This window comes from Ruegeria sp. BH8 (assembly GCF_056538065.1).
The window spans coordinates 38079-58762 of sequence record NZ_JBQFSP010000009.1; the positions used below are offsets into that span (position 1 = coordinate 38079).

General features: G+C 57.2%; 22 protein-coding genes. 13 read left to right on the forward strand and 9 right to left on the reverse strand.

The window, feature by feature from the left end:
* Positions 1 to 78: 78 nt before the first annotated feature.
* The gene (locus tag ACR0AD_RS14750; RefSeq protein ID WP_480488170.1) at positions 79 to 981 is read left to right on the forward strand and encodes a Rossmann-fold NAD(P)-binding domain-containing protein; all 903 of its coding nucleotides are present in this window, start codon (positions 79 to 81) and stop codon (positions 979 to 981) included.
* Here the strand turns inward: ACR0AD_RS14750 and ACR0AD_RS14755 are convergent.
* The 6 genes from ACR0AD_RS14755 to ACR0AD_RS14780 form a co-directional block, all read right to left on the reverse strand.
* Positions 978 to 2006 carry an endonuclease/exonuclease/phosphatase family protein gene (locus tag ACR0AD_RS14755; protein ID WP_480483883.1) on the reverse strand — a complete coding sequence of 343 codons (1029 nt, stop codon included), beginning with the start codon at positions 2004 to 2006 and terminating at the stop codon, positions 978 to 980. The two genes, ACR0AD_RS14750 and ACR0AD_RS14755, sit on opposite strands and share 4 nt — an antisense overlap.
* Entirely contained in the window at positions 2003 to 2833 is an 831-nt protein-coding gene (locus tag ACR0AD_RS14760; RefSeq protein WP_480483884.1) for a hypothetical protein, read from the reverse strand. The genes ACR0AD_RS14755 and ACR0AD_RS14760 overlap by 4 nt, the downstream gene beginning before the upstream one ends.
* Positions 2834 to 3166: 333 nt before the next feature.
* Complete coding sequence (gene leuD, locus ACR0AD_RS14765) at positions 3167 to 3772, reverse strand: 3-isopropylmalate dehydratase small subunit (RefSeq protein WP_480483885.1); 606 nt, start codon at positions 3770 to 3772, stop codon at positions 3167 to 3169.
* 41 nt (positions 3773 to 3813) lie between these two features.
* The gene (locus ACR0AD_RS14770) at positions 3814 to 4356 is read right to left on the reverse strand and encodes an HdeD family acid-resistance protein (RefSeq protein ID WP_209507240.1); all 543 of its coding nucleotides are present in this window, start codon (positions 4354 to 4356) and stop codon (positions 3814 to 3816) included.
* Between the two features lie 37 nt (positions 4357 to 4393).
* Positions 4394 to 5797, reverse strand: a complete 1404-nt coding sequence (gene leuC / locus ACR0AD_RS14775; protein WP_480488169.1) for a 3-isopropylmalate dehydratase large subunit — start codon at positions 5795 to 5797, stop codon at positions 4394 to 4396.
* A 43-nt stretch (positions 5798 to 5840) separates the two neighbouring features.
* Positions 5841 to 5936, reverse strand: a complete 96-nt coding sequence (locus tag ACR0AD_RS14780) for an isopropylmalate isomerase (RefSeq protein ID WP_245220657.1) — start codon at positions 5934 to 5936, stop codon at positions 5841 to 5843.
* A 116-nt stretch (positions 5937 to 6052) separates the two neighbouring features.
* On the opposite strand from ACR0AD_RS14780, the gene ACR0AD_RS14785 reads away from it, so the two are divergent.
* The 4 genes from ACR0AD_RS14785 (at position 6053) to ACR0AD_RS14800 (ending at position 8931) form a co-directional block, all read left to right on the forward strand.
* Positions 6053 to 7405, forward strand: a complete 1353-nt coding sequence (locus tag ACR0AD_RS14785; RefSeq protein ID WP_480488168.1) for a mechanosensitive ion channel family protein — start codon at positions 6053 to 6055, stop codon at positions 7403 to 7405.
* 164 nt (positions 7406 to 7569) lie between these two features.
* Positions 7570 to 7929 (forward strand): ribosome silencing factor, encoded by a 360-nt coding sequence (rsfS, locus tag ACR0AD_RS14790; RefSeq protein ID WP_209599225.1) that lies wholly within the window; start codon positions 7570 to 7572, stop codon positions 7927 to 7929.
* Positions 7930 to 7973: 44 nt separating this feature from the next.
* Positions 7974 to 8444, forward strand: a complete 471-nt coding sequence (rlmH, locus tag ACR0AD_RS14795) for a 23S rRNA (pseudouridine(1915)-N(3))-methyltransferase RlmH (protein WP_480488167.1) — start codon at positions 7974 to 7976, stop codon at positions 8442 to 8444.
* Position 8445: 1 nt separating this feature from the next.
* Entirely contained in the window at positions 8446 to 8931 is a 486-nt protein-coding gene (locus ACR0AD_RS14800) for a flavodoxin family protein (protein WP_480488166.1), read from the forward strand.
* 3 nt (positions 8932 to 8934) lie between these two features.
* Here the strand turns inward: ACR0AD_RS14800 and ACR0AD_RS14805 are convergent, their stop codons facing one another.
* Both ACR0AD_RS14805 and ACR0AD_RS14810 read right to left on the reverse strand, forming a co-directional pair.
* Positions 8935 to 9282, reverse strand: coding sequence for a hypothetical protein (locus ACR0AD_RS14805; RefSeq protein ID WP_480483891.1), 348 nt, complete (start codon positions 9280 to 9282; stop codon positions 8935 to 8937).
* 35 nt (positions 9283 to 9317) lie between these two features.
* Positions 9318 to 10028, reverse strand: a complete 711-nt coding sequence (locus ACR0AD_RS14810; RefSeq protein WP_480483963.1) for a DUF599 domain-containing protein — start codon at positions 10026 to 10028, stop codon at positions 9318 to 9320.
* An 80-nt stretch (positions 10029 to 10108) separates the two neighbouring features.
* Between ACR0AD_RS14810 and ACR0AD_RS14815 the strand changes: the two genes are divergently transcribed.
* The 7 genes from ACR0AD_RS14815 to ACR0AD_RS14845 all read left to right on the forward strand — a co-directional run bounded on the left by ACR0AD_RS14815 (position 10109) and on the right by ACR0AD_RS14845 (position 17428).
* Entirely contained in the window at positions 10109 to 11548 is a 1440-nt protein-coding gene (locus ACR0AD_RS14815; RefSeq protein WP_480488165.1) for an FAD-linked oxidase C-terminal domain-containing protein, read from the forward strand.
* Positions 11549 to 11598: 50 nt separating this feature from the next.
* Positions 11599 to 12699: an FAD-binding protein gene (locus tag ACR0AD_RS14820; RefSeq protein ID WP_480488164.1), complete on the forward strand. Its 1101-nt coding sequence runs from the start codon at positions 11599 to 11601 to the stop codon at positions 12697 to 12699.
* Positions 12700 to 12703: 4 nt separating this feature from the next.
* Positions 12704 to 14017 (forward strand): glycolate oxidase subunit GlcF, encoded by a 1314-nt coding sequence (glcF, locus tag ACR0AD_RS14825; protein ID WP_480488163.1) that lies wholly within the window; start codon positions 12704 to 12706, stop codon positions 14015 to 14017.
* Positions 14018 to 14137: 120 nt separating this feature from the next.
* Entirely contained in the window at positions 14138 to 14929 is a 792-nt protein-coding gene (locus ACR0AD_RS14830) for a trypsin-like serine peptidase (RefSeq protein WP_480483895.1), read from the forward strand.
* Positions 14926 to 15741, forward strand: a complete 816-nt coding sequence (locus ACR0AD_RS14835; RefSeq protein WP_480483896.1) for a trypsin-like serine peptidase — start codon at positions 14926 to 14928, stop codon at positions 15739 to 15741. The genes ACR0AD_RS14830 and ACR0AD_RS14835 overlap by 4 nt, the downstream gene beginning before the upstream one ends.
* A gap of 122 nt (positions 15742 to 15863) precedes the next feature.
* Entirely contained in the window at positions 15864 to 16331 is a 468-nt protein-coding gene (locus tag ACR0AD_RS14840; RefSeq protein ID WP_209599221.1) for an Hsp20 family protein, read from the forward strand.
* Between the two features lie 170 nt (positions 16332 to 16501).
* Positions 16502 to 17428 carry a DMT family transporter gene (locus tag ACR0AD_RS14845; protein ID WP_209507228.1) on the forward strand — a complete coding sequence of 309 codons (927 nt, stop codon included), beginning with the start codon at positions 16502 to 16504 and terminating at the stop codon, positions 17426 to 17428.
* 167 nt (positions 17429 to 17595) lie between these two features.
* On the opposite strand, the gene ACR0AD_RS14850 is transcribed toward ACR0AD_RS14845, so the two are convergent.
* On the reverse strand, positions 17596 to 19071 hold the full coding sequence (locus ACR0AD_RS14850; RefSeq protein ID WP_480483897.1) for an NAD-dependent succinate-semialdehyde dehydrogenase: 1476 nt from the start codon (positions 19069 to 19071) through the stop codon (positions 17596 to 17598).
* A gap of 286 nt (positions 19072 to 19357) precedes the next feature.
* Here ACR0AD_RS14850 and ACR0AD_RS14855 point away from each other — a divergent pair, with 286 nt between their 5' ends.
* Positions 19358 to 20437 (forward strand): coiled-coil domain-containing protein, encoded by a 1080-nt coding sequence (locus ACR0AD_RS14855; protein WP_267365200.1) that lies wholly within the window; start codon positions 19358 to 19360, stop codon positions 20435 to 20437.
* Positions 20438 to 20684: the final 247 nt, after the last annotated feature.

Consider the following 20684-nt stretch of genomic DNA (forward strand, 5'->3'; position numbering starts at 1 on the left):
TTGAATACACATTCTACATTTCCCGGCAATTCCATACGTGCATTGAATGGATAGATTGGTCTGAAACAGGAGGCATCAATGACACAAACTGCTCTGATACTCGGCGCGTCGGGCCGGTTTGGGCGCAATGCTGCAAAGGCGTTTCGGAATGCGGGTTGGACCGTGCCGACATTCCGTCGCGGGTCCGGTTCTCTTTCCCAGGCGGCAAAAGGGGTGGATGTCATCGTAAACGGGTGGAACCCGCTCTATCCTGATTGGTCGCGTGAAATGCCCGACCTGACCAGACGTGTGATAGACGCCGCGTCCGAGACCGGAGCCACCGTACTGGTTCCCGGAAACGTCTATGTTTTTGGAGCGGGCACGCAAGGCCCATGGTCCGGCCTTACACCGCACTTGGCCACCAATCCGCTTGGCCGTATCCGGATTGAAATGGAGGAGGCGTATCGCGCTTCAACCGTCAGAACGATCCTTCTGCGTGCGGGTGATTTCATTGACACCGAGGCATCTGGAAACTGGTTCGATCAGGTCATGACCAAGCATCTGTCGCGCAATCAATTCGTGTATCCCGGAGATCCAAAAGCTCTGCACGCCTGGGCCTATCTGCCTGATCTGGCCCAAGCTGCCGTCGCGCTATGTGAAATCCGAAAGGATCTGCCGCGGTTCTGCGATGTTCCTTTTGCTGGCTACACCCTGACCGGAGCTGAGATCGCGCAGTCTCTGACGAGAGTGACCGGGCGGGACATATCCGTGAAGCCTATGCAATGGTGGCCATTGCAGCTGGCGCGACCATTCTGGCGCATGTCCTCACACCTGATTGAAATGCGGTACCTGTGGCAGGTGCCACATCAGTTGGACGGATCGTACCTGACCGAGTTGCTGGGTTCCGTGCATCAGACAGATCTGGATGATGCATTGCGTTCTGCGATCTCACCCAGCCTTGTGGCTTTGCCCTATGCGAACGGAGAGTCGGTCACGCCTTAGGGCAGGGTGACGTCAATCCAGACCAATCGGTGCCTGCTGGCGCGCAGGGCGGATTCGTATAGCTTGGTGCCTTCTTCCGGCCACGTTACACCGGCATCCGAAATGCGCAGGTCGGCCGACGGCAACACATAATCCACGCGCATTTCACCCGTGGCCTTCCACGCGACCGTTGAGGTCGAACCTGACGGGTCTTTCGGCAGCGGGTCTTGCAAACGCGGATGGGCCAGAAGGGACTGAATGGCCTGTTTACGGCCCTTTCCACGCGTTGGGTCAAGGTTGGCATCGCCGGCGATTACGAAGGGACCTTTGGGAACTGGCCTCAGTTCACCGTTCAGTAAAACGGACCAGAGCCTGATCTCATCCTGGTTGCGCAATCCGTTTCGATCCTCGGGCCCATCGAAAACGGGTGGCGCGGCATGAAAGGTCATGAGATTGAGCCGCCCATAAGGGGTTTCGATCGGTACAACCCAATGTGCGGTCGAAGACAGGCGTTGTATCTGATGTGCCGCGTCAGACGGGAAGGGGTGCCCGTTTGCTCTAGGCAGGATGGCGCCCGGTAAACTCCGCCACAACAGCTCGGAATAATCCTGAACCTCAGCGGTGATGATTTCGTATCGCGACAACACCGCCAGCCCACCTTGACCTGTGAACTGCCCCCAGCCTTGGGCGTCGCCGGGGCCTTGGGTCTTGCCATCACCGTCCAGATCAAGCGAGGTTTCCAGCCCGGCATTGGGTTGTGCGGCAAGGTAATATCCGTAATCAAGCCCCGCGTTGCGCAGTTTCCCGGTCAGGGCGATTACAGCAGTATTGTTCAGGTCCCAATCGATACCCTGAAGGGCGATTATGTCAGGGCGTGCCGATGCAATAACGTCAACAACGGCCAGAACCTGCGCGTCATCGCGTTGAATGTCGCGAAGCAGTAGGCCAGGACCTTTTTCGCTGAGCTCGGTATTATAGGTGGCGATACGCACGACCTCTGCCTGTGCCGCAAAGGGCAGCAATAGCAGACATAGGGTGCGGATCATGCGGCCTGTGTTGACTCGCTGGTCGAATAAGCGCGGCGTTTTTCCATGATCAAGCCCGCGATCCTAAGGGTCGCCATGCCGCGCATGATCATGCTGGCGGGCAGGAAGGCCCATGCGCTCATGGTCCAGATCAAGGTCTGTGGGTTCCCGAGAGAGATCGGGGCGATCACACTGCTCATCAACTTGATTATCGCCGGAATGAGGAATGGCAGCAGAATGCCGATACAGATGTTCAGGCGGCCATCCCGTTGAAGGCGCGTAACGACATCGCCCCCTTTGGTCGGGTCAAACAGCGGCAGGTTTGTCCAAACATTGAAGGCGCCATTTCCGGTTGGCCATCCCCGAACCCTGACCGCATAGGCAAAGCTGACAATCGTGACCAATGCCGCGACATAAGCCACGCTGGCCGTGATGCGGACCAGTTCAATCAAGGCGTGGCTGGCATCCGGGGGCAACATCAACACGATGAGGCGCACCGGAGAATAGGGGAAGTCCACCACATTTGCGACAGCCAAACCAACCGAATAAGAGAATGTGGTCAACTGCGTTGGTTCAAAGGCGTTTTTGCAGATCAGCGTCAGAAAGGTGACCATCGACATCAGGCCGACAAACCGAAGGCGATTGACCGGGGGCGCGTCGCGGAATTCGATGAAGCTGGGAAAGGCGGAATTGTATTCGGCAAAGGTCAGGATAAACGCGAGGATCGCGAGAAAGACCAGTATCTCGGTCCCGTTCGTAGATGAGACAGGCAGGTACAACGCAGGTGTCAGCACCATAAGTGCAACAAGTATACCGCGTATCGCCGCCCCTGTTGTGCGCGCAATCACTATCCGAACCCTTTTTCAAACCGGATCAGCCGATCTTTGTCGACTTGTTTCCAACTTGTGCCCGTCGCTTCGTCTGACGTTGACGGATGCCTCTTCAGCGTCAACATGAACGATAAGCGGCATTTTGCTCAAGCCGAGGTGCAGAAAACACGGGATTTCGGGCAAAAAGATGGCGCAACTGGTGCGGTATTGCATCATTTTCGACGCAAATCCGACGTGTATCTCAAATTGATACCCACATGTTGTGGTTTTCGAAAAATCAACCCCAAGAATGCGAGCGGGGCCGCCTTGGCGACCCCGTCAGGTTGAGTATCCACAGATTCGTCCCCAGAATCACACCCAGGGACGGGCCTGACTGGCGTGATCCTCGAACTTGTCGATGTGATGATCTTTTTCCATCGTCAGCCCGATATCATCCAGACCATTCAGCAGGCAGTGCTTGCGGTGAGGATCGATTTCGAAATCGATCACGACGCCGTCCGATGTGGTGATCTGCTGGTCTTCCAGATGTACGGTCATGCGGGCGTTTTCGCCTTTATGCGCATCATCCATCAGGATCGCGTGGTGTTCTGCCCCGACAACAATCGGCAGAATGCCGTTCTTGAAGCAGTTGTTGAAGAAGATGTCGGCAAAACTGGTCGAGATCACGACCTTGATGCCGAAATCCTTGATCGCCCAGGGCGCGTGTTCGCGTGAGGACCCACAGCCGAAATTGTCGCCAGCAACCAGAATCTCGGCCTCGCGATAGGCGGGTTTGTTCAGGACGAATTCTTCATTCTCCTGACCGTCATCGTGATAGCGCATCTCGTCGAACAGAACGACACCCAGGCCCGACCGTTTGATGGTTTTCAGGTGCACTTTCGGGATGATCATATCGGTGTCGATATTGATCAGCGGCATTGGGGCGGCCACCCCGTGGACTTTTTCAAACTTATCCATGTTTACACTCCTGCGGGAGAGGGCCGCGCCCAGACCCCGCGTTAAGCTTGTTTCGTTTCTTTTGGTGCGTCCTTGACGAAGAACGCCATGAAGACAAGGCCGAGCCCGTTAAAGATCATCTCGATCCCCAGCAGGATACCCAGCAATTGCAGCAGCACCGAAGGGTCCATTGCAGCAAAGCGCCAGATCAGGATTGCAAGAACAATCGACATGATGCCCGAGACCAGCGTCGCCCAGAAATACTGTGTTCCACGCATCTGGAACGACAGGATCACGCGGGCAATGCCGCCAGCCATGAACAGGATCAGGCAGACGGTTGCCAGTGTCAGCGTTCCTTGCAGTGGGTGATCCAGAAAGGACCAGCCCAGAAACAGCATCACGACACCCATGATAAGTGACAGTATCTTGTTGCCTGTCCCTTCGACTGTGAAGCCGCCGACAACCTGCAATGCGCCCGAAATCAACAGCAATACACCTGTGACCACCGTCACGGTAATTGATGCCACGACCGGTGCGCCCAGCACAAAGATGCCGAACACGATGGACAGAAGTCCAAGCAATAGCCATTTTGTCCAGTCACTCATGTCTTCAATCCCTCAAATATCCAGTTATGAGGGTAGCTTACATCATTTCACGAACGTCTGTCAGCCGTCCTGTGATTGCCGCTGCGGCGGCCATTGCCGGGCTCAGCAGGTGGGTACGCCCGCCCCGGCCCTGACGGCCTTCAAAGTTGCGGTTCGAAGTCGCGGCGCAGCGTTCACCCGGTTGCAACTGGTCGGGATTCATCGCCAGGCACATCGAACATCCTGCCAGACGCCACTCGAAACCGGCTTCTTTGAAGATATCCGCCAGACCTTCTTCTTCGGCCTGCGCGCGGACCAGACCCGAACCTGGAACGACCATGGCGCGCATGCCGTCCTTGATCTTTTTGCCTTTCAGAATCTCGGCGGCGGCTCGCAGGTCCTCGATCCGGCCGTTGGTGCACGAGCCGATAAAGACGGTGTCTATCTCAACTTCGCTCAGCTTCTGGCCGGCTTTAAGCCCCATGTATTCGATGGAGCGGCGGGCTGCGTCGACTTTGCCACCTTCGAAATCCTCGGGGTTCGGGACGGTTGCGGTGATCGGCAGAACGTCCTCGGGGCTGGTGCCCCAGGTCACGACCGGCGCGATGTCTTCGCCGCGCAGAGTGATGACCTTGTCGAAATGCGCGTCTTCGTCGGTGTAAAGCGTTTTCCACCATGTCAGAGCCGCTTCCCACTGCGCCCCTTTCGGCGCGTGCGGGCGGCCTTTGACATAGTCGAACGTTGTTTCATCCGGCGCGATCAGACCAGCACGAGCCCCGCCTTCAATCGCCATGTTGCAGACGGTCATGCGTCCTTCCATCGACAGATCACGGATTGCTTCGCCGCAATACTCGATGACATAGCCGGTACCGCCAGCAGTGCCGGTCTCACCGATCACAGCCAGAGTGATGTCCTTGGCGGTCACGCCCGGTTGCAACTTGCCGGTGATTTCCACCTTCATGTTCTTGGACTTCTTCTGGATCAGCGTTTGCGTGGCCAGAACATGCTCAACCTCGGACGTTCCGATGCCGTGGGCCAGCGCGCCGAATGCACCGTGGGTCGCTGTGTGGCTGTCGCCGCAGACAACGGTCATACCCGGCAGGGTCCAACCTTGTTCCGGGCCAACGATGTGGACAATGCCCTGGCGCACATCATTCACCGGGTAGTAGTGAATGCCGAAATCCTTGGCGTTCTTGTCCAGTGCTTCGACCTGAATGCGTGATTCCGGGTTTTCGATCCCATTCACGCGGTCCGGTGTGGTCGGCACGTTGTGGTCCGGTACAGCGATGGTTTTTTCCGGCGCGCGCACTTTACGGCCTGCCATGCGCAGCCCTTCAAATGCCTGCGGGCTGGTGACTTCGTGCACCAAATGGCGGTCGATATAAAGCAGGCAGGTTCCATCATCGGCTTCGTGCGCGACATGGGCATCCCAGATCTTGTCATAGAGTGTCTTGGGGGACATCGGTCCTCTCCCGTATGTAATGAGAAATAGCTGGCGAGTTGGCTCAGGCGACGGATAGGCGCGCCAGAACGGTGCGGGCAGCGCCAAAGAACCGTTCACGCAAGCGCGCGCGATCTTCCAGATTCTGAAGTTGGGCCACATTGAGTCTCATGCGGTTCAGATATACCGCGCCCTTCCGGCAATCAAGGTTCAAAACCAGTGTCAGGCTTGCATCGCCCTGCATTGCTGTCCAAGCTGGCCCCGCAGGAGACGTGCATGAACCAAGACCTGATCCCAAGTACGCTGACCGACCTCTATAACAACATGGTTGCGGCTTTTTCCGCGCAATTCGAGAGGCTGCTTGATCTGATCGTCACGCCGGGCTGGCGACAATATCAATTGCTCATCATCCTGTTGCTGTGGGCGCTGGCTTTGCTGCTGAAATTCCTGACCCAGTCTAGATGGGATGCCTGGGCTCGTTCACGCACGGGATGGCCAAAATGGCGGCTGCGGGTTCTGGTACAGCTGATGCGGCGGTTGGCGCTGGTCTACTTCATCCTGCTTTCGTGGGCATTGTATCTGACCATGCAGCAGCTCACCTGGCCATCGCGCAGCTATATTATCGGGGTGATAGCTACGTTGGCGGCGGCGTGGCTGGCGATAGCACTGGTCGCGAGACTGGTCCAAAACCGCACGCTTCGCCGGATTTTCAAGTGGGCAATGTGGATCTACGCAACGCTTGTCGCGCTGAATCTGACGGATGATGTCGCGGGTTTTCTTGACGGTGTCGCGATTTCCATTGGGGACCTGCATATTTCGGCTCTTGGGATTCTCAAGGCAACTTTGCTGATTGGCATCCTGCTGACACTGGCCCGTATCGGCACGCGCGCAGCCGAACGCGCATTGCAAAGCAATGACGACATAACCCCGTCCATGCAGGTGCTGCTGTCAAAAGGCATACAGGTTCTGCTTTACGGGGCAGTCTTTATAGCTGCGATCCGAACGTTGGGGTTCGATCTGACCGGCATCGCGCTTTTGTCTGGCGCCATCGGCGTGGGTATCGGGTTCGGTTTGCAAAAAGTGGTGTCGAACCTGATATCGGGGATCATCATCCTGATGGACCGCTCGATCAAGCCGGGCGATGTGATCTCGTTGGGGGATACGTTCGGTTGGATCAATGCGCTTGGCGCGCGATACGTGTCTGTCGTAACGCGGGACGGGCGCGAGTACCTGATACCAAACGAAGATCTGATTACCAACCAGGTGGTGAACTGGTCGCATTCCGACCGGTTCGTGAGATTGGATCTGGATTTTGGTACCAGCTATGACGACGATCCGCATAAAGTGCGCGCAACCGCAATCAGGGCGGTGAAGGCGGTTGCCCGGGTCCTGAGCGGCGGCAAACATGAACCGGTTTGCCACATCACCGGGTTTGGTGACAGCAGCGTGGACTATGTGCTGAGGTTCTGGATCAGCGACCCGACAAAGGGGCTGACCAATATCCGGGGCAATGTCTATCTGGCGCTTTGGGACGCATTCAAGGAAGAAGGTATCTCGATCCCCTTCCCGCAGCGCGAAATCCGGTTGCTGCCAGACGGCGCAACTGCGCAACAGATCATTACAGAGTAAGCGCCTGTGTGCGCCCTGCAGCGTGCATTCATTGAAATGTTGCATTCCCCTTGCTACCTTATTAGTACCCCGGCGCCGGGGTTTCACGGCGCGCAGCAAAGGAGGACTATGTCCTGTCTCTACATACACAGGCGGGTTTGCCCGCCGATGATGGGGTCAACATAATGGCCCACTCTCAGTCAATCAGCGACAAGCTGCTTGAACGAATCCTTTCCTCACTTTCCGATGACAAGGCCGAAGACGTCGTGCAGATCAACCTGCAGGGCAAATCATCGGTTGCGGATCACATGGTGATTGCCTCGGGTCGGTCGACCCGTCAGGTTTCGGCCATGGCGGAAAAGCTGACGGATCGCATCAAGCAGGAATTCGGTTTCACCTCGAAGGTCGAAGGCAAGGACACCGGCGACTGGGTGCTGATCGATACGGGCGACGTCATCGTCCATATCTTCCGCCCCGAAGTGCGTGAATTCTATCAGCTGGAAAAGATGTGGCTGCCTCAGGGCGGCAGCGCCTCGGCGAACTGAGGCGCCATCCCGGCCTGCATTAACAGGCCGGAGGCGAGAGAGATATGCGTATCAGCATAGTTGCGGTCGGGCGATTGCGCGCCGGACCCGAGAAGACACTGCTTGACGATTACCTGACCCGTTTTGACCGGACCGGCCGTGCGCTGGGCCTTGGGCCTGCGCAGGTGATCGAGGTTGAAGACAAGAAAAACGCAGGCATGGCAGCCGAGGCCGCGCTGCTGCGCAAGGCCCTACCCAAAGGGGCAGTGTTGTGCACGCTGGATGAACGGGGGCGGGTCATGTCCTCGCCCGATTTCGCGAAGAAGCTGGGTGATTGGCGCGACGCGGGCCGGCAGGACCTGGCATTTGTTATCGGTGGCGCGGATGGAATCGACCCAGTTCTGCGGGCCGAGGCGGATTTTTCCGTTTCATTCGGGTCAATGGTCTGGCCCCATATGCTGGTCCGTGTGATGCTGGCCGAGCAACTTTACCGGGCCGCGACCATTCTGTCAGGTGGCCCCTACCACCGGGTCTGACATGGCGCAGCTTCTGATCGTTTATCACTCCCGCACAGGCGGTGCCCGGCAGATGGCCGAAGCGGCGGCCGAAGCAGCGCGAGGTGAGGCTGACACAAAGCTTATTCCAGCCAATCAAGCCGGGCCGGAAGATCTGCTGGCTGCCGATGGCTACATCTTTTGCGCGCCAGAAAACCTGGCGGCAATTTCGGGTCTGATGAAGGAATTCTTCGACCGCTGCTACTACCCGGTGCTGGGAAAACTAGAAGGCCGACCCTATGCGCAGATGATTTGCGCAGGATCAGATGGCGAAAACGCCGCCCGTCAGATCGCACGGATAGCCACCGGTTGGCGATTAAAAGCTGTTCAGCCTCCGCTGATCATCTGCACTCATGTACAAACGCCCGAGGCCATCTTGGCCGAAAAGACAATCCCGCAAGACCAGCTGGATCAATGCCGCGAGACAGGAGCCGCTTTGGGTGCGGGTCTGGCCATGGGTATTTTCTGAGGATCAATCCAGTTTGACCACTGTGGTGCCTTCATTCCATCCATCGACGATGCACCGTGCCTGAATTTGCACCTGAGTCATGCCTTCGGGAATGACCACCCCGCCCAGAGAGCGGGTAAAGGGTTGTTCGGTTTCGTGTGGATGGAGCAGGACGCGCATTCCCAACTCGTTTCCATCCATATCCAGAACACGCCAGCCGTCGGCGTAATGATCCCAACCCGTATCGGGATGCCGGATCGTCACATCGAACCGCCATGTATCACCGTTTGCACTGGTGAGGACCTGTTCGATTGTTGGCGGGTCGGCAAGGGCAGGGCTCGCCAACATGGCGCAGAGAATCAAGTATCGCATCGCACCAGTGTAACCAGTGTGGCGGTGTGTCGGTATCACGTATCCGTGCTGGCCGCTCGGGCCATCAGTATTTCCCGCGAGTGTGAGGTGAACTCGCGCCGATACAAGACGCCAAACGTGACCGCTGTACCCAAAATGAGCGCGACAGGTCCAAGAAACCATGCCAACGACGCCAGTGCAAAATAAGTGGCGCGCAGACCACGGTTGAAGCTGCGCGCGGCGGTGACACAGATCTCAGCCGCCTGACCGGCGCGGGGATAGGTTTGCGGGTCTTCGGGGTCATTGGGAACTGCAGCCATCAACACGGCGCAGTATCCGAAAAGGCGGTGCGCCCAGACATATTTCAGAAATGCGTTGGCCAGTAGCAATACGACGAAAAGGATTTTGATCTCCCAGACCATTGCCGGGACACTGCCGATGGCGAGGTCGATTGCGACGCCTGCCAGCCTTTCGGTGTTGCCCAGCAAGGCCAGCCCGCCCCCGATGGCAATCATCGTGGTCGACGCGAAGAATGTACTGCCCTGCCGCATGGCCGCCACGACCTGTGCGTCAAACATGCGCGGTTGGCGGGTCACCATCTCGCGCATCCAGTCGCGCCGGTAATCGTCCATCATAAGGGCTACGGATTGCCTCTGCGGTGACGGATGTTCAATTTTCCACCCAATCCACAGCCAAGCAACCAGCAGTAGAAGCAGCGATGCATAGTCCAGAGGGGCAAAAAGAGCGGCACGTTCGATCCAGGTCATGACCGCGACAGTAAGGCCGGGCATGGGAACTTGCCAGCGCGATAAATTGGTAATATTATTTTACCAAAAAGAGGAACGCCATGGAGATGCCAAAGCCAAGCCCGGATGTTCTGAGCCGGAAATCTGCGCTTGTTGCGCGGCTGTCGCGGGTTCTGCCCGAAGAGGCGATCATCCACGACCCCGCCGAAACCCGCGCTTACGAGTGTGACGCCTTGACGGCTTATAGATGCCCGCCAATGCTGGCCGTGCTGCCGTCAAGCACACAGCAGGTTTCGGATGTTCTGCGCATTTGTCATGACGAAAACGTGCCTGTGGTGCCGCGCGGGGCGGGTACTTCGCTGGCCGGTGGAGCCTTGCCGACTGCGGATTGCGTCATTCTGGGCGTCGCACGGATGAATGAGGTGCTGGAAATCGACTATGACAACCGCTTCATCAGAGTACAGACGGGTCGCACCAATCTAAGCGTTACCGGCGCGGTCGAAGAAGAGGATTTCTTCTACGCCCCCGATCCGTCTTCGCAGCTGGCTTGTGCCATCGCGGGCAATATCGCGATGAATTCGGGCGGTGCGCATTGCCTTAAATATGGGGTGACAACAAACAACCTGTTGGGCGTGACCATGGTCATGATGGATGGCAGCGTTGTCGAAATTGGTGGTGCGCATCTGGATGCACCAGGTCTGGACCTGTTGGGTGTCATCTGTGGGTCTGAAGGCCAGCTGGGTGTGGTGACCGAGGCCACGTTGCGTATTCTTCGCAAGCCCGAGGGCGCGCGACCGGTCCTGATGGGTTTCAATGACAATGAGGTTGCAGGGCAGTGTGTCTCGGACATCATCAAATCGGGCATATTGCCGGTTGCGATCGAGTTCATGGATACATTGTGCATCAGGGCTTGCGAGAACTTTGCCCATGCCGGGTATCCCGACTGCCATGCGCTGCTGATCGTCGAAGTTGAGGGGTCTGACGCTGAAATCGATTATCAGCTTTCGAAAATCATCGAGATAGCCAAACGCCATGACCCGGTTGAATTGCGCGAAAGCCAGTCGGCCGAGGAAAGCGCCAAGATCTGGTTGGGTCGGAAATCTGCATTTGGCGCCATGGGACAATTGAACGATTACATGTGTCTGGATGGCACGATCCCGGTGTCAGCCTTACCAACCGTTCTGCGTCGTATTGGAGAACTGAGTGAGGAGTTCGGGCTGCCGGTTGGAAATGTGTTCCACGCAGGCGACGGAAACATGCATCCGCTGATCCTGTTCGACGCCAACAAACCCGGCGATCTGGAAAAATGCGAAGCTTTCGGGGCAGAGATCCTGAAGCTGTGTGTTGACGAGGGCGGCTGTCTGACCGGGGAACATGGTGTGGGGATCGAAAAACGGGATCTGATGTCGCATCAATACTCACCTGCCGACCTTGAGGCGCAGATGGCGGTTAAGGACGTTTTCGATCCCAAATGGCTGCTTAACGCGGCCAAAGTGTTTCCGCTCGACGTGTCAGAGCCGCGGCGAATGGCAGCAGAATAAAGGGGGCGCTGCCCCCTTGCCCCCGGAGTATTTTTGAAAAGATGAAGCCAATGAGACCTGAGACTGAGGCCGATCTGGCAAAGCTGGTGGCCGGGTTGGAAAACCCTGTACGCATTGTCGGAGGCGGGACGCGTGGAATTGCCGACCCGTATGCGGAAATCGAAACCGGAGCTTTGCGCGGTATCACGCTTTATGAGCCCGGGGCGCTGACCCTTGTAGCGCGGGCAGGGACACCCTTGGCCGAGATCACGGCAGTGCTGGAAGCAGACGGTCAGCACCTCGCGTTTGAGCCGATGGATCATCGCGGATTGCTGGGGACTCAGGGTGAGCCGACCATTGGCGGCGTCGTCGCGGCCAATACTTCGGGCCCGCGACGGATACAAGCCGGGGCCTGCCGGGATTTTCTGCTGGGGGTACGCTATGTCGATGGGTGCGGGCAGGTGATCAAGAACGGTGGCCGCGTGATGAAGAACGTCACCGGGTATGATCTGGTTAAATTGATGGGCGGGTCCTGGGGTACTTTAGGAGTTTTGACCGAAGTTTCGCTGAAGGTGCTTCCAAAACCAGAACGGGTGGCAACATTATCTGTTGGGGTCCGGGATGCTGGTACTGCGGTTCGGGTTCTGTCCGCCGCGCTGAGATCTCCGTTCGAGGTAACGGGGGCTGCGTATGATCCTGACGCCGGGAAAGCCCTGCTTAGGCTCGAAGGTTTCACGGACGCGGTTGCATATCGCACAGGCAGATTGACGGCTGAACTGTCCCGGTTTGGTGAGATTTCAGAAGAAGCAGGTGCAGACACGCTTTGGGCTGGTATCCGCGATGCTCATCCGTTTCAGAGGCAGGACGGGGATGTCTGGCGGCTTTCCGTAAAACCCGGAGATGCGGCCGAAGTTTCTGCGCGTGCTGAAGCGGATCAGTTACTGTTTGACTGGGGCGGCGGACTTGTCTGGCTGCGCGTCCCTAAGGGCACGGATCTGCGCGCGCGCCTAGGTGTGTTTTCTGGCCACGCGACACTTGTACGAGCGGATGCAGAAACAGTCGCGCGACTGGGGCGCTTTCAACCGGAGACCGCGGCCGTCTCGACCCTGACAAAGGGATTGCGCGCGAAGTTTGACCCACGTGGTTTGTTCACTCCAGGGCTGATGGGATAGGTTTATGCAGACATCATTCACTGAACGGCAGCTGCAAGACCCGGCAACCAAGCGCGCAAACGAAATTCTGCGAAATTGCGTCCATTGCGGATTCTGCACGGCGACTTGCCCGACTTATCAGGTTCTTGGCGACGAGTTGGACAGTCCGCGCGGGCGCATCTATCTGATCAAGGATATGCTCGAAAACGAGCGGCAGCCCGACGAAAAGACGGTCAAACATATCGACCGGTGCCTGTCCTGTCTGGCTTGCATGACCACTTGCCCGTCAGGTGTGCACTATATGCATCTGGTCGATCACGCGCGGGAATATATCGAGGCGAATTACAAACGCCCTTTGACGGATCGCATTTTGCGTTGGGTTCTTGCGCAGATCCTGCCCTATCCGATGCGCTTTCGCTGGGCCCTGATCGGGGCGAAACTGGGTCGCCCGTTTCGGTTTCTCATGCCAGATGCCCGGTTGCGTGCCATGCTGGACATGGCGCCCAAGAACATTCCGTCGGTCAGCCGTAATGATGATCCACAAAGCTTTGCGCCCGAAGGCGAGCGGAAAAAGCGGGTGACCCTGATGACGGGCTGCGCGCAGAAAGCGCTGAATACCGACATAAATGACGCCACGATCCGTCTGCTGACCCGGCTGGGATGTGAGGTTGTGGTGGCTGAGGGTGCTGGATGTTGTGGAGCACTGACCCATCACATGGGAAAGGTGAAAGACAGCCATGCAGCCGCAATCGCTAATATCAGAGCCTGGGTTCGCGAGATGGACGGCGACGGATTGGACGCCATCGTGATCAACACCTCGGGTTGTGGGACGACGGTCAAGGATTACGGGCATATGTTCCGGAACGACACGCTATCGGATGATGCTGCACGGGTCTCGGGTATCGCGATGGATATCAGTGAGCTGGTTATGCAACTGAATTTGCCCGAAGGGCGTGATCAGGACCTCACAGTTGCGTATCACGCAGCGTGTTCGCTGCAGCATGGGCAGAAGATCAAGACCTATCCCAAAGACCTGCTGAAACGTGCCGGGTTCCAAGTGGTCGAGCCCGCCGACAGCCATTTGTGTTGCGGCAGCGCGGGGACTTACAACCTGATGCAGCCGGAAATCTCGGGTCAGTTGAAGCAGCGCAAAATCAAAACACTTGAGGCGAAGAAGCCCGATATCATCGCCGCAGGCAATATCGGTTGCATGATGCAAATCGGGTCCGGCACCCAAGTGCCAGTCGTTCATACGGTCGAGTTGCTGGATTGGGCAACAGGGGGGCCGAAACCACCCGCGTTGCAACGGGCAGGAGATTCTGTTCCAATTTTGCGATAAGCCACTCTGATGCCGCCCCGCATCATTTCCTCAGGAAATTCACCTGAACACCGATCGCCCTATTTTTGCCCAACGTGACACGTAGGACAAAAGCTTCAGAGTGAGTCCCCGGAGACCCGAGTGCGCAAATGGATTAAGGCGATTGTTCTTTGTGCTTTGCCGATGGCGGCTACAGCACAGGACACCAGGCTGGAAAGCCTGGAGACCTCGGATTCCGGGCGCGAATGGATGGCTGTCGGTCGTCTGGATATTGCCGGAAAAGGGTTCTGCACCGGAACGCTTGTGTCGCCGACCCTTGTGCTGACAGCGGCGCACTGCCTGTTCGACAAGGTGTCCGGGCAGCGGGTGAACCCGTCCGATATCGAATTTCTGGCCGGGTGGCGGCTGGGCCGCGCTTTGGCTTATCGAACGGCAAGACAAGCTGTAATTCACCCGGATTATCAATTCAGTGCTGAGTCGTCGACGGACCGTGTCGGCGCAGATGTCGCCCTGATCGAGCTTTGGCAGCCGATCCGCAACACATCGGTCATTCCGTTTGAATCAGGAGATCAGCCGCGCCGGGGTGCGGAAGTAGGCGTGGTGTCATATGCACATGACCGGTCAGAAGCGCCTTCGTTGCAACAGGTTTGTTCGGTCATGAACCGGCAGGCAGGCGTTATGATCATGTCTTGCGACGTCGACTTCGGGTCTTCAGGAGCACCGGTTTTTTCTTTTACAGGCGCGCGCCCTCAGATCGTGTCGGTTGTGGCGGCAAAGGCCAGCATGGATGGCCAGAGCGTTGCGATCGGAACTGCGGTTGAACATTCGCTGCAATTGCTGCGAGACGAGCTGTCTGCCGGGCACGGATTTGGATTGTCGACCTCCGGTTCGGGGACGGGCAAGAACGTCGGTGCAAGGTTTATCCGGCCATGACCAAGGTCTTTCTAAGTCTGCTTTTGGGCCTGAGTGTTCTGGCGACCGCATCCCATGCGCAAGCCAACAAACGCAAGCTGACAGACCGGGACGACCTTTACGGTTGGGAAGCAATCGGGCGGCTGGATGTGCGCGAAGAGTCCTATTGCACAGGTACTCTGATCGCGCAGGACATGGTGCTGACCGCTGCCCATTGTGCTGTCGACCGCCGTACCGGGGAAACATACGCGCCCGAAGACATCACGTTTCGTGCGGGTCTGAGCAACGGCAGCGCGTTGGCCGAGCGTCAGATTACGCAAATTGCCGTTCTGCCCGGCTACGCTTCAAATAACCCGCTTTCGCACGAAGGCGTTCGGATGGATGTCGCCCTGATGCGGCTGAATGAGCCCATCCCGTATTCGATTGCCGATCCTTTCGTGTTGCACAGCGGGCGAGTTTCGGGAAACGAGATCAGCATAGCCTCGTATGGGCGCGGACGATCCGAGGCGATCACGCGGGAAAGGTCGTGCCGCGTATTGGATCGCAGGCAGGGCCTGATCACTTTTGATTGCGACGTCACCTTCGGGTCTTCCGGATCCGCCATTCTGGCAAAAAACGGCTCGCGCTGGCAGGTTTTGTCCGTGGTTTCAGCGGTAGGCACGAACGGTCGCAGAAAGGTGGGGTTCGGCATGGAGCTTGACGAGATAGTGGCCGAACTCAAGTCTATCATGCGGCGCGATGCGCCAAAACCAACGGCTACGATCCGCCGGTTACAGGCTGGGTCCGGCACGTCCGGGTCTGGTGCGAAATTCATCAGCTCCGGCGGGGGTTGAACTCGGTCAAATCGCTTCCCATGTCACTGATATCGGATCGCCACAACGGGGTCCGTCATTAACATTGGTCCGTCCAGCCGGAGGGCCAGATCGTGAATCGCTCAAGACTGAGGATATGACACATGCGTACATTTGATTTTGCACCGCTGCACCGCGCCACCATTGGCTTTGACCAGATCGCCGACATGATGGATCGCGTTCTGACCAATGATGTGGCACAGCCAAGCTATCCGCCCTACAACATCGAAAAAACCGATGTCGACACGTACCGTATCTCGGTGGCCGTCGCTGGTTTTTCGGAAAGCGACCTGTCCGTTGAAGTGAAAGAAAACTCGCTGGTTGTTGCCGGTAAGAAGGCATCCGAGGACAAGAGCCGCAGCTATCTGCATCGCGGCATCGCAACCCGCGCGTTCGAGCGTCGCTTTGCTCTGGCCGATCATGTCCGTGTCACCGGCGCAAGCCATGAAAACGGAATGCTGAACATCGACCTGAAGCGAGAAGTGCCCGAGGCCCTGAAACCGCGCCGGATCGAAATTACCTCGGCTAAAGCCATCGAAAAAGACGTGGTTGACGCCAAGGCCGTGAACTGAGGCTTTGAAAGCCTGGCGGCAGTCTCCTCCTCCCGGACTGCCGCAACACCCGCGCCCCGCGTTCCTCCAGACGCGGGGCGTTGTTTTTTGATGTCAGCGCCTATGCTCATCAATGCGTCGGCCCGGTAAACTCGGCTACACTCATCGCGAACCTGTGCTAGAACTTGCAGATGTCGACGACATCCACGCAGACCAGACCGGCTATTCCGCAACCGCTTGCGGTTGTTGGCGTTCTTTTTGCTTCAATCTGTTTCGGGCTTGTTCCCTATTTCAGCAGGGGGCTGACTGAGCAGGGCGTTGCACCTTTCGCGGTCGCATTCTATCGCTACATCGTTCCAGCGGTTTTGTTACTGCCAGTGCTCATCGTACACCGAAAAGCCTGGCGCGAGATTTGTTGGGGTCTTGCGGTCGGAGTGGTGATGGGGCTTGGCTGGATTGGATATGTCACAGCCTTAAAGACACTGCCCGCATCGACGGTGGGCGTGCTCTATATGACATATCCGGTTTTCACGTTGATCATTGCGTGGGCTTTGTTCGCAGATACTCCCACAAGGCGCGCGTTTCTTGCGTCTGGCCTCATCATTCTGGCTGCCATCATAGCAGGCTCGCCAGCATCCGTTCCGTTCGAGCACATTCCTACGCTTTTAATCTCGCTGGCTGCGCCATTTGGTTTTGGCTTCGGGATTTCTGTTTTGGTCCACAGGTTGTCCCGAATTGCGCCACTTGCACGTATCGCCTCGGTGTCGCTGGGATCGGTTCTTGGGCTTTTGCCTTTGATGCTGAGTGCAGACGTTTCCACGCTGCTTCCTGACGGTCAGTCCGATTGGGTTCTGATCATTGGAATTGGATTGGTCACGGCGCTTGTGCCGCAGCTTGTCTACACGATCTGTTCGCCGCTGATCGGCGCTTCTCAAACTGCAGTTGTCGGAAGCATTGAATTGCCCACGATGTTTGCAGTCGGGTTCTTTGCGTTTGGAGAAGCAATCACTACTGCGCAAGCCATAGCCTGTGCTTTGGTTTTAGGAGCGATTGCAATCACCAGAAGTCGGGTGACGCGCACCGTAACGACCGTGATAGCCAAAGAGGAGAAGACGTAAGTTTGGGATCGGATCGGGCCTATAGAAAAGTCCCCACGAAGCTTGCCCGCAGGGAATTCATGCTTGGTGAAATAAGGTCATTGCCCAGCCGTCACCGGCCCGTTTGACCGGAACAACGCTTCGCCTGTGGGCAGAATGGCCACCGCCCCAAGGCGATGGCCGCCAGATCAGACCGACATGCAGACGTATTTCATCTCAAGATAGTCTTCCATGCCGTGGTGGCTGCCTTCGCGACCCAGACCGGATTGCTTGACGCCGCCGAACGGGCCCAACTCGGTCGAGATGATGCCGGTGTTCACGCCGACAATGCCATATTCCAGCGCTTCGGCTACTTTGTAGACGCGGCTCAGATCTTTTGCATAGAAATACGAGGCCAGGCCAAAGATTGTGTCATTCGCCATTGCGATCACGTCATCTTCATCCTCGAACTTGAACAGCGGGGCCAGCGGGCCAAAGGTTTCGTCCTGCGCCACCATCATGTCCTGAGTCACTCCGGTCACGATGGTCGGCTGAAAGAACGTACCGCCCAGATCGTGAGGCAAGCCGCCGGTCAGAACGGCGCCGCCCTTGTCCGTAACATCCTTGATATGCTCTTCCACCTTGGCGACCGCATCGGCATTGATCAGCGGACCGGTTGTGGTGCCCTCGGCCAGACCGTCGCCGATTTTCAGGGCTTCGACCGCCGCTTTCAGTTTGGCAGCGAACGCGTCGTAAACACCGGCCTGTACATAGATGCGGTTGGCACAGACACAGGTCTGGCCGTTATTGCGGAATTTGCACAGCATCGCGCCTTCGACCGCAGCATCCAGATCCGCGTCATCAAACACGATAAAGGGTGCATTGCCGCCCAGTTCCATCGAACATTTCATGACCTGATCAGCAGCTTGCCGCAGCAGGATGCGCCCCACCTCGGTCGAGCCGGTAAAGGTCAGCTTGCGTACACCGGGGTTTTCGCAAAACTCCTTGCCGATCTCGCTGGCCTGGGAAGAAGGCACTACGTTGAACACGCCAGCTGGCACGCCGGCTTGTTCCGCCAGACGCGCCAGAACCAGCGCGGAAAGTGGCGTTTCTGCCGCCGGGCGGGCAACAAAAGCACACCCCGCCGCCAGCGCAGGTCCTGCCTTGCGAGTGATCATGGCGTTGGGAAAGTTCCAGGGTGTGATCGAGGCCGCCACACCAATGGGCTGTTTCAGCACCATGATCCGTTTGTCGCGCTGATGCCCCGGGATGGTCTCGCCATACACGCGCTTGGCCTCTTCCCCGAAAAATTCGATGAAGGAGGCACCATAGCCGACTTCGCCGATGGCCTCAGCCAGTGGTTTGCCCTGCTCCGCGGTCAGGATCTTGCCCAGATCTTCGGCGTTCTCCATCATCAGGTCGAACCAGCGCCGCAGGATCACCGCTCGTTCCTTGCCGGTCAACTTGGCCCATTCCTTTTGCGCGGCTTCGGCCTGTGCAATTGCTCCGGCGACTTGCGCTCGGCTGACATCGGCCACTTTGGCCACCACATCGCCCCGGGCCGGGTTGGTCACGTCGAAAGTTCCGTTGTCACCGTCCACCCACTGACCACCGATATAGGCTTTGGTTACAAGCAAGTCAGGATTCTTCAGAATTGATTTCAGATCGGTCGTTGCGTCCAGCATGTCATTCTCCGCGCAGAAGTTGAGTTGCCGCACCCAATCAGGTGTTGAGGGCTTTGTCTATGTCCACCGATGCGGGTCGATCAGCCCAGATTTGATCAAATTATTTTCATACCCAATCGTTGCAGCATAGTCGCAGCGTTGAGTTCTACGTCAGGTTGCGATCACGTGGCTTTCCTTTCCACCCCAAGTTTGCCAGAGTTTGCGTGATTTTTGGACTCAAGGGGATGTAAATGACCGTAACATTCCCTATCTTATTGGGTAATTAAAGAAAAAAAGGACAGCAGAGATGTCGAACCAGCAATTCGAAGCGCTTATCAAAGAAACGCAAACGAAAGTGCGCGAAAGCCAGTCGCAGATTGAGGGGCTGACCTCACGGATCGAAGCGGCGCGGGCCAAGATTGGAACGGCCGAGGCCGATATCGACATCGAAAATGCCACGCTTGAGGATGTTCACGCCCATACTGAGGTGATGAACGCCAACATCGCCGAGCTGATCATGGGTCTGGACGATGTTACCAACGCGTTTTCCAAGGATTTCGACGAGATGCGCTCGAAAACCGGGTGGGAGTCGTTTGTCGGCATCTTTTCCAAGGGAAAATCCGAGTCGCTTCGGCAAGAGCGGATGCGAACGGCCAATATCGACGACAAATTGCAGGACCTGATCGCCAAATCCGATGTGATCGTGAAGCTGTTGCAAGGGCAGCTGACTGTGCTGGAAGAGCAACGCGTAAAGGTCGAGGATAACCTGACAGGCACGCTGGACGATCGCGAGGCAACCGTGGCCGAACTGGAAGCACTGCGGGCCGAGATCCAGGGCATGGACCCGGCGATTATCACGCTGGAAAACAAGATCAGTGTCGAACAGGACGCCGCCGCGCGCACCCAGCTGGAAACTCAGCTGGCCGAGCTGAACAAGCAATACAACGCCAAGGTTCAGGAAGAGCAGGTCAAGTTGGCCAAGTCTCAGACGCTGGAGCGTTATATCGAAAAGGGTAAGACCTGGGTCGATTCACTGCAGAACCAGGCGGCGACGCAGATGGTGCTGATCAACAAGCTGCAGACAGACACGCAGCAGCGCGTGGTGCTGTATGACGCCCTGACCAAATCGCTGAAAACCGCGCAGCAGCAGGACGTGGCCCACCGCATCAACGAGATCGGTGTGCAGACGGACCAAGAGGCGCAGACGGCGATGGCCGCCATCGGCACAGCGACCAACCAGAAGATGGCCGACATGCTTGAGGCACACGAGGACCACATGGTCTTTGCTCGCGACGTGCTGGAGAAAAAGGCCAAGGCGGATGAACGCTTTGCCCGCCGGTTCGCCTCGATTGTCGAGAAGCATGATAAGAATTTGTATGGGGGTTGAGGTTGGGCCGATTGAATATAAGCCGGTCAGAGCAGTTTGGTTGGTCGCCCCTTCGTTGGGTTAATGGTATCTTCGGTGCAGTGCTTGCGGTGGCATATATCGGGGGGTGGTACTTTCTCTTTGCGCTACCTTTGATGGTGGCATTTGCCATTAGCTTTGCGGTTACGTTTTGGATTACCGGTGGCAACGAAACTGCCATGGGAATTTCACTAATATTGCTGTCGCCAATTTCTTTGGCGTTTCTCGT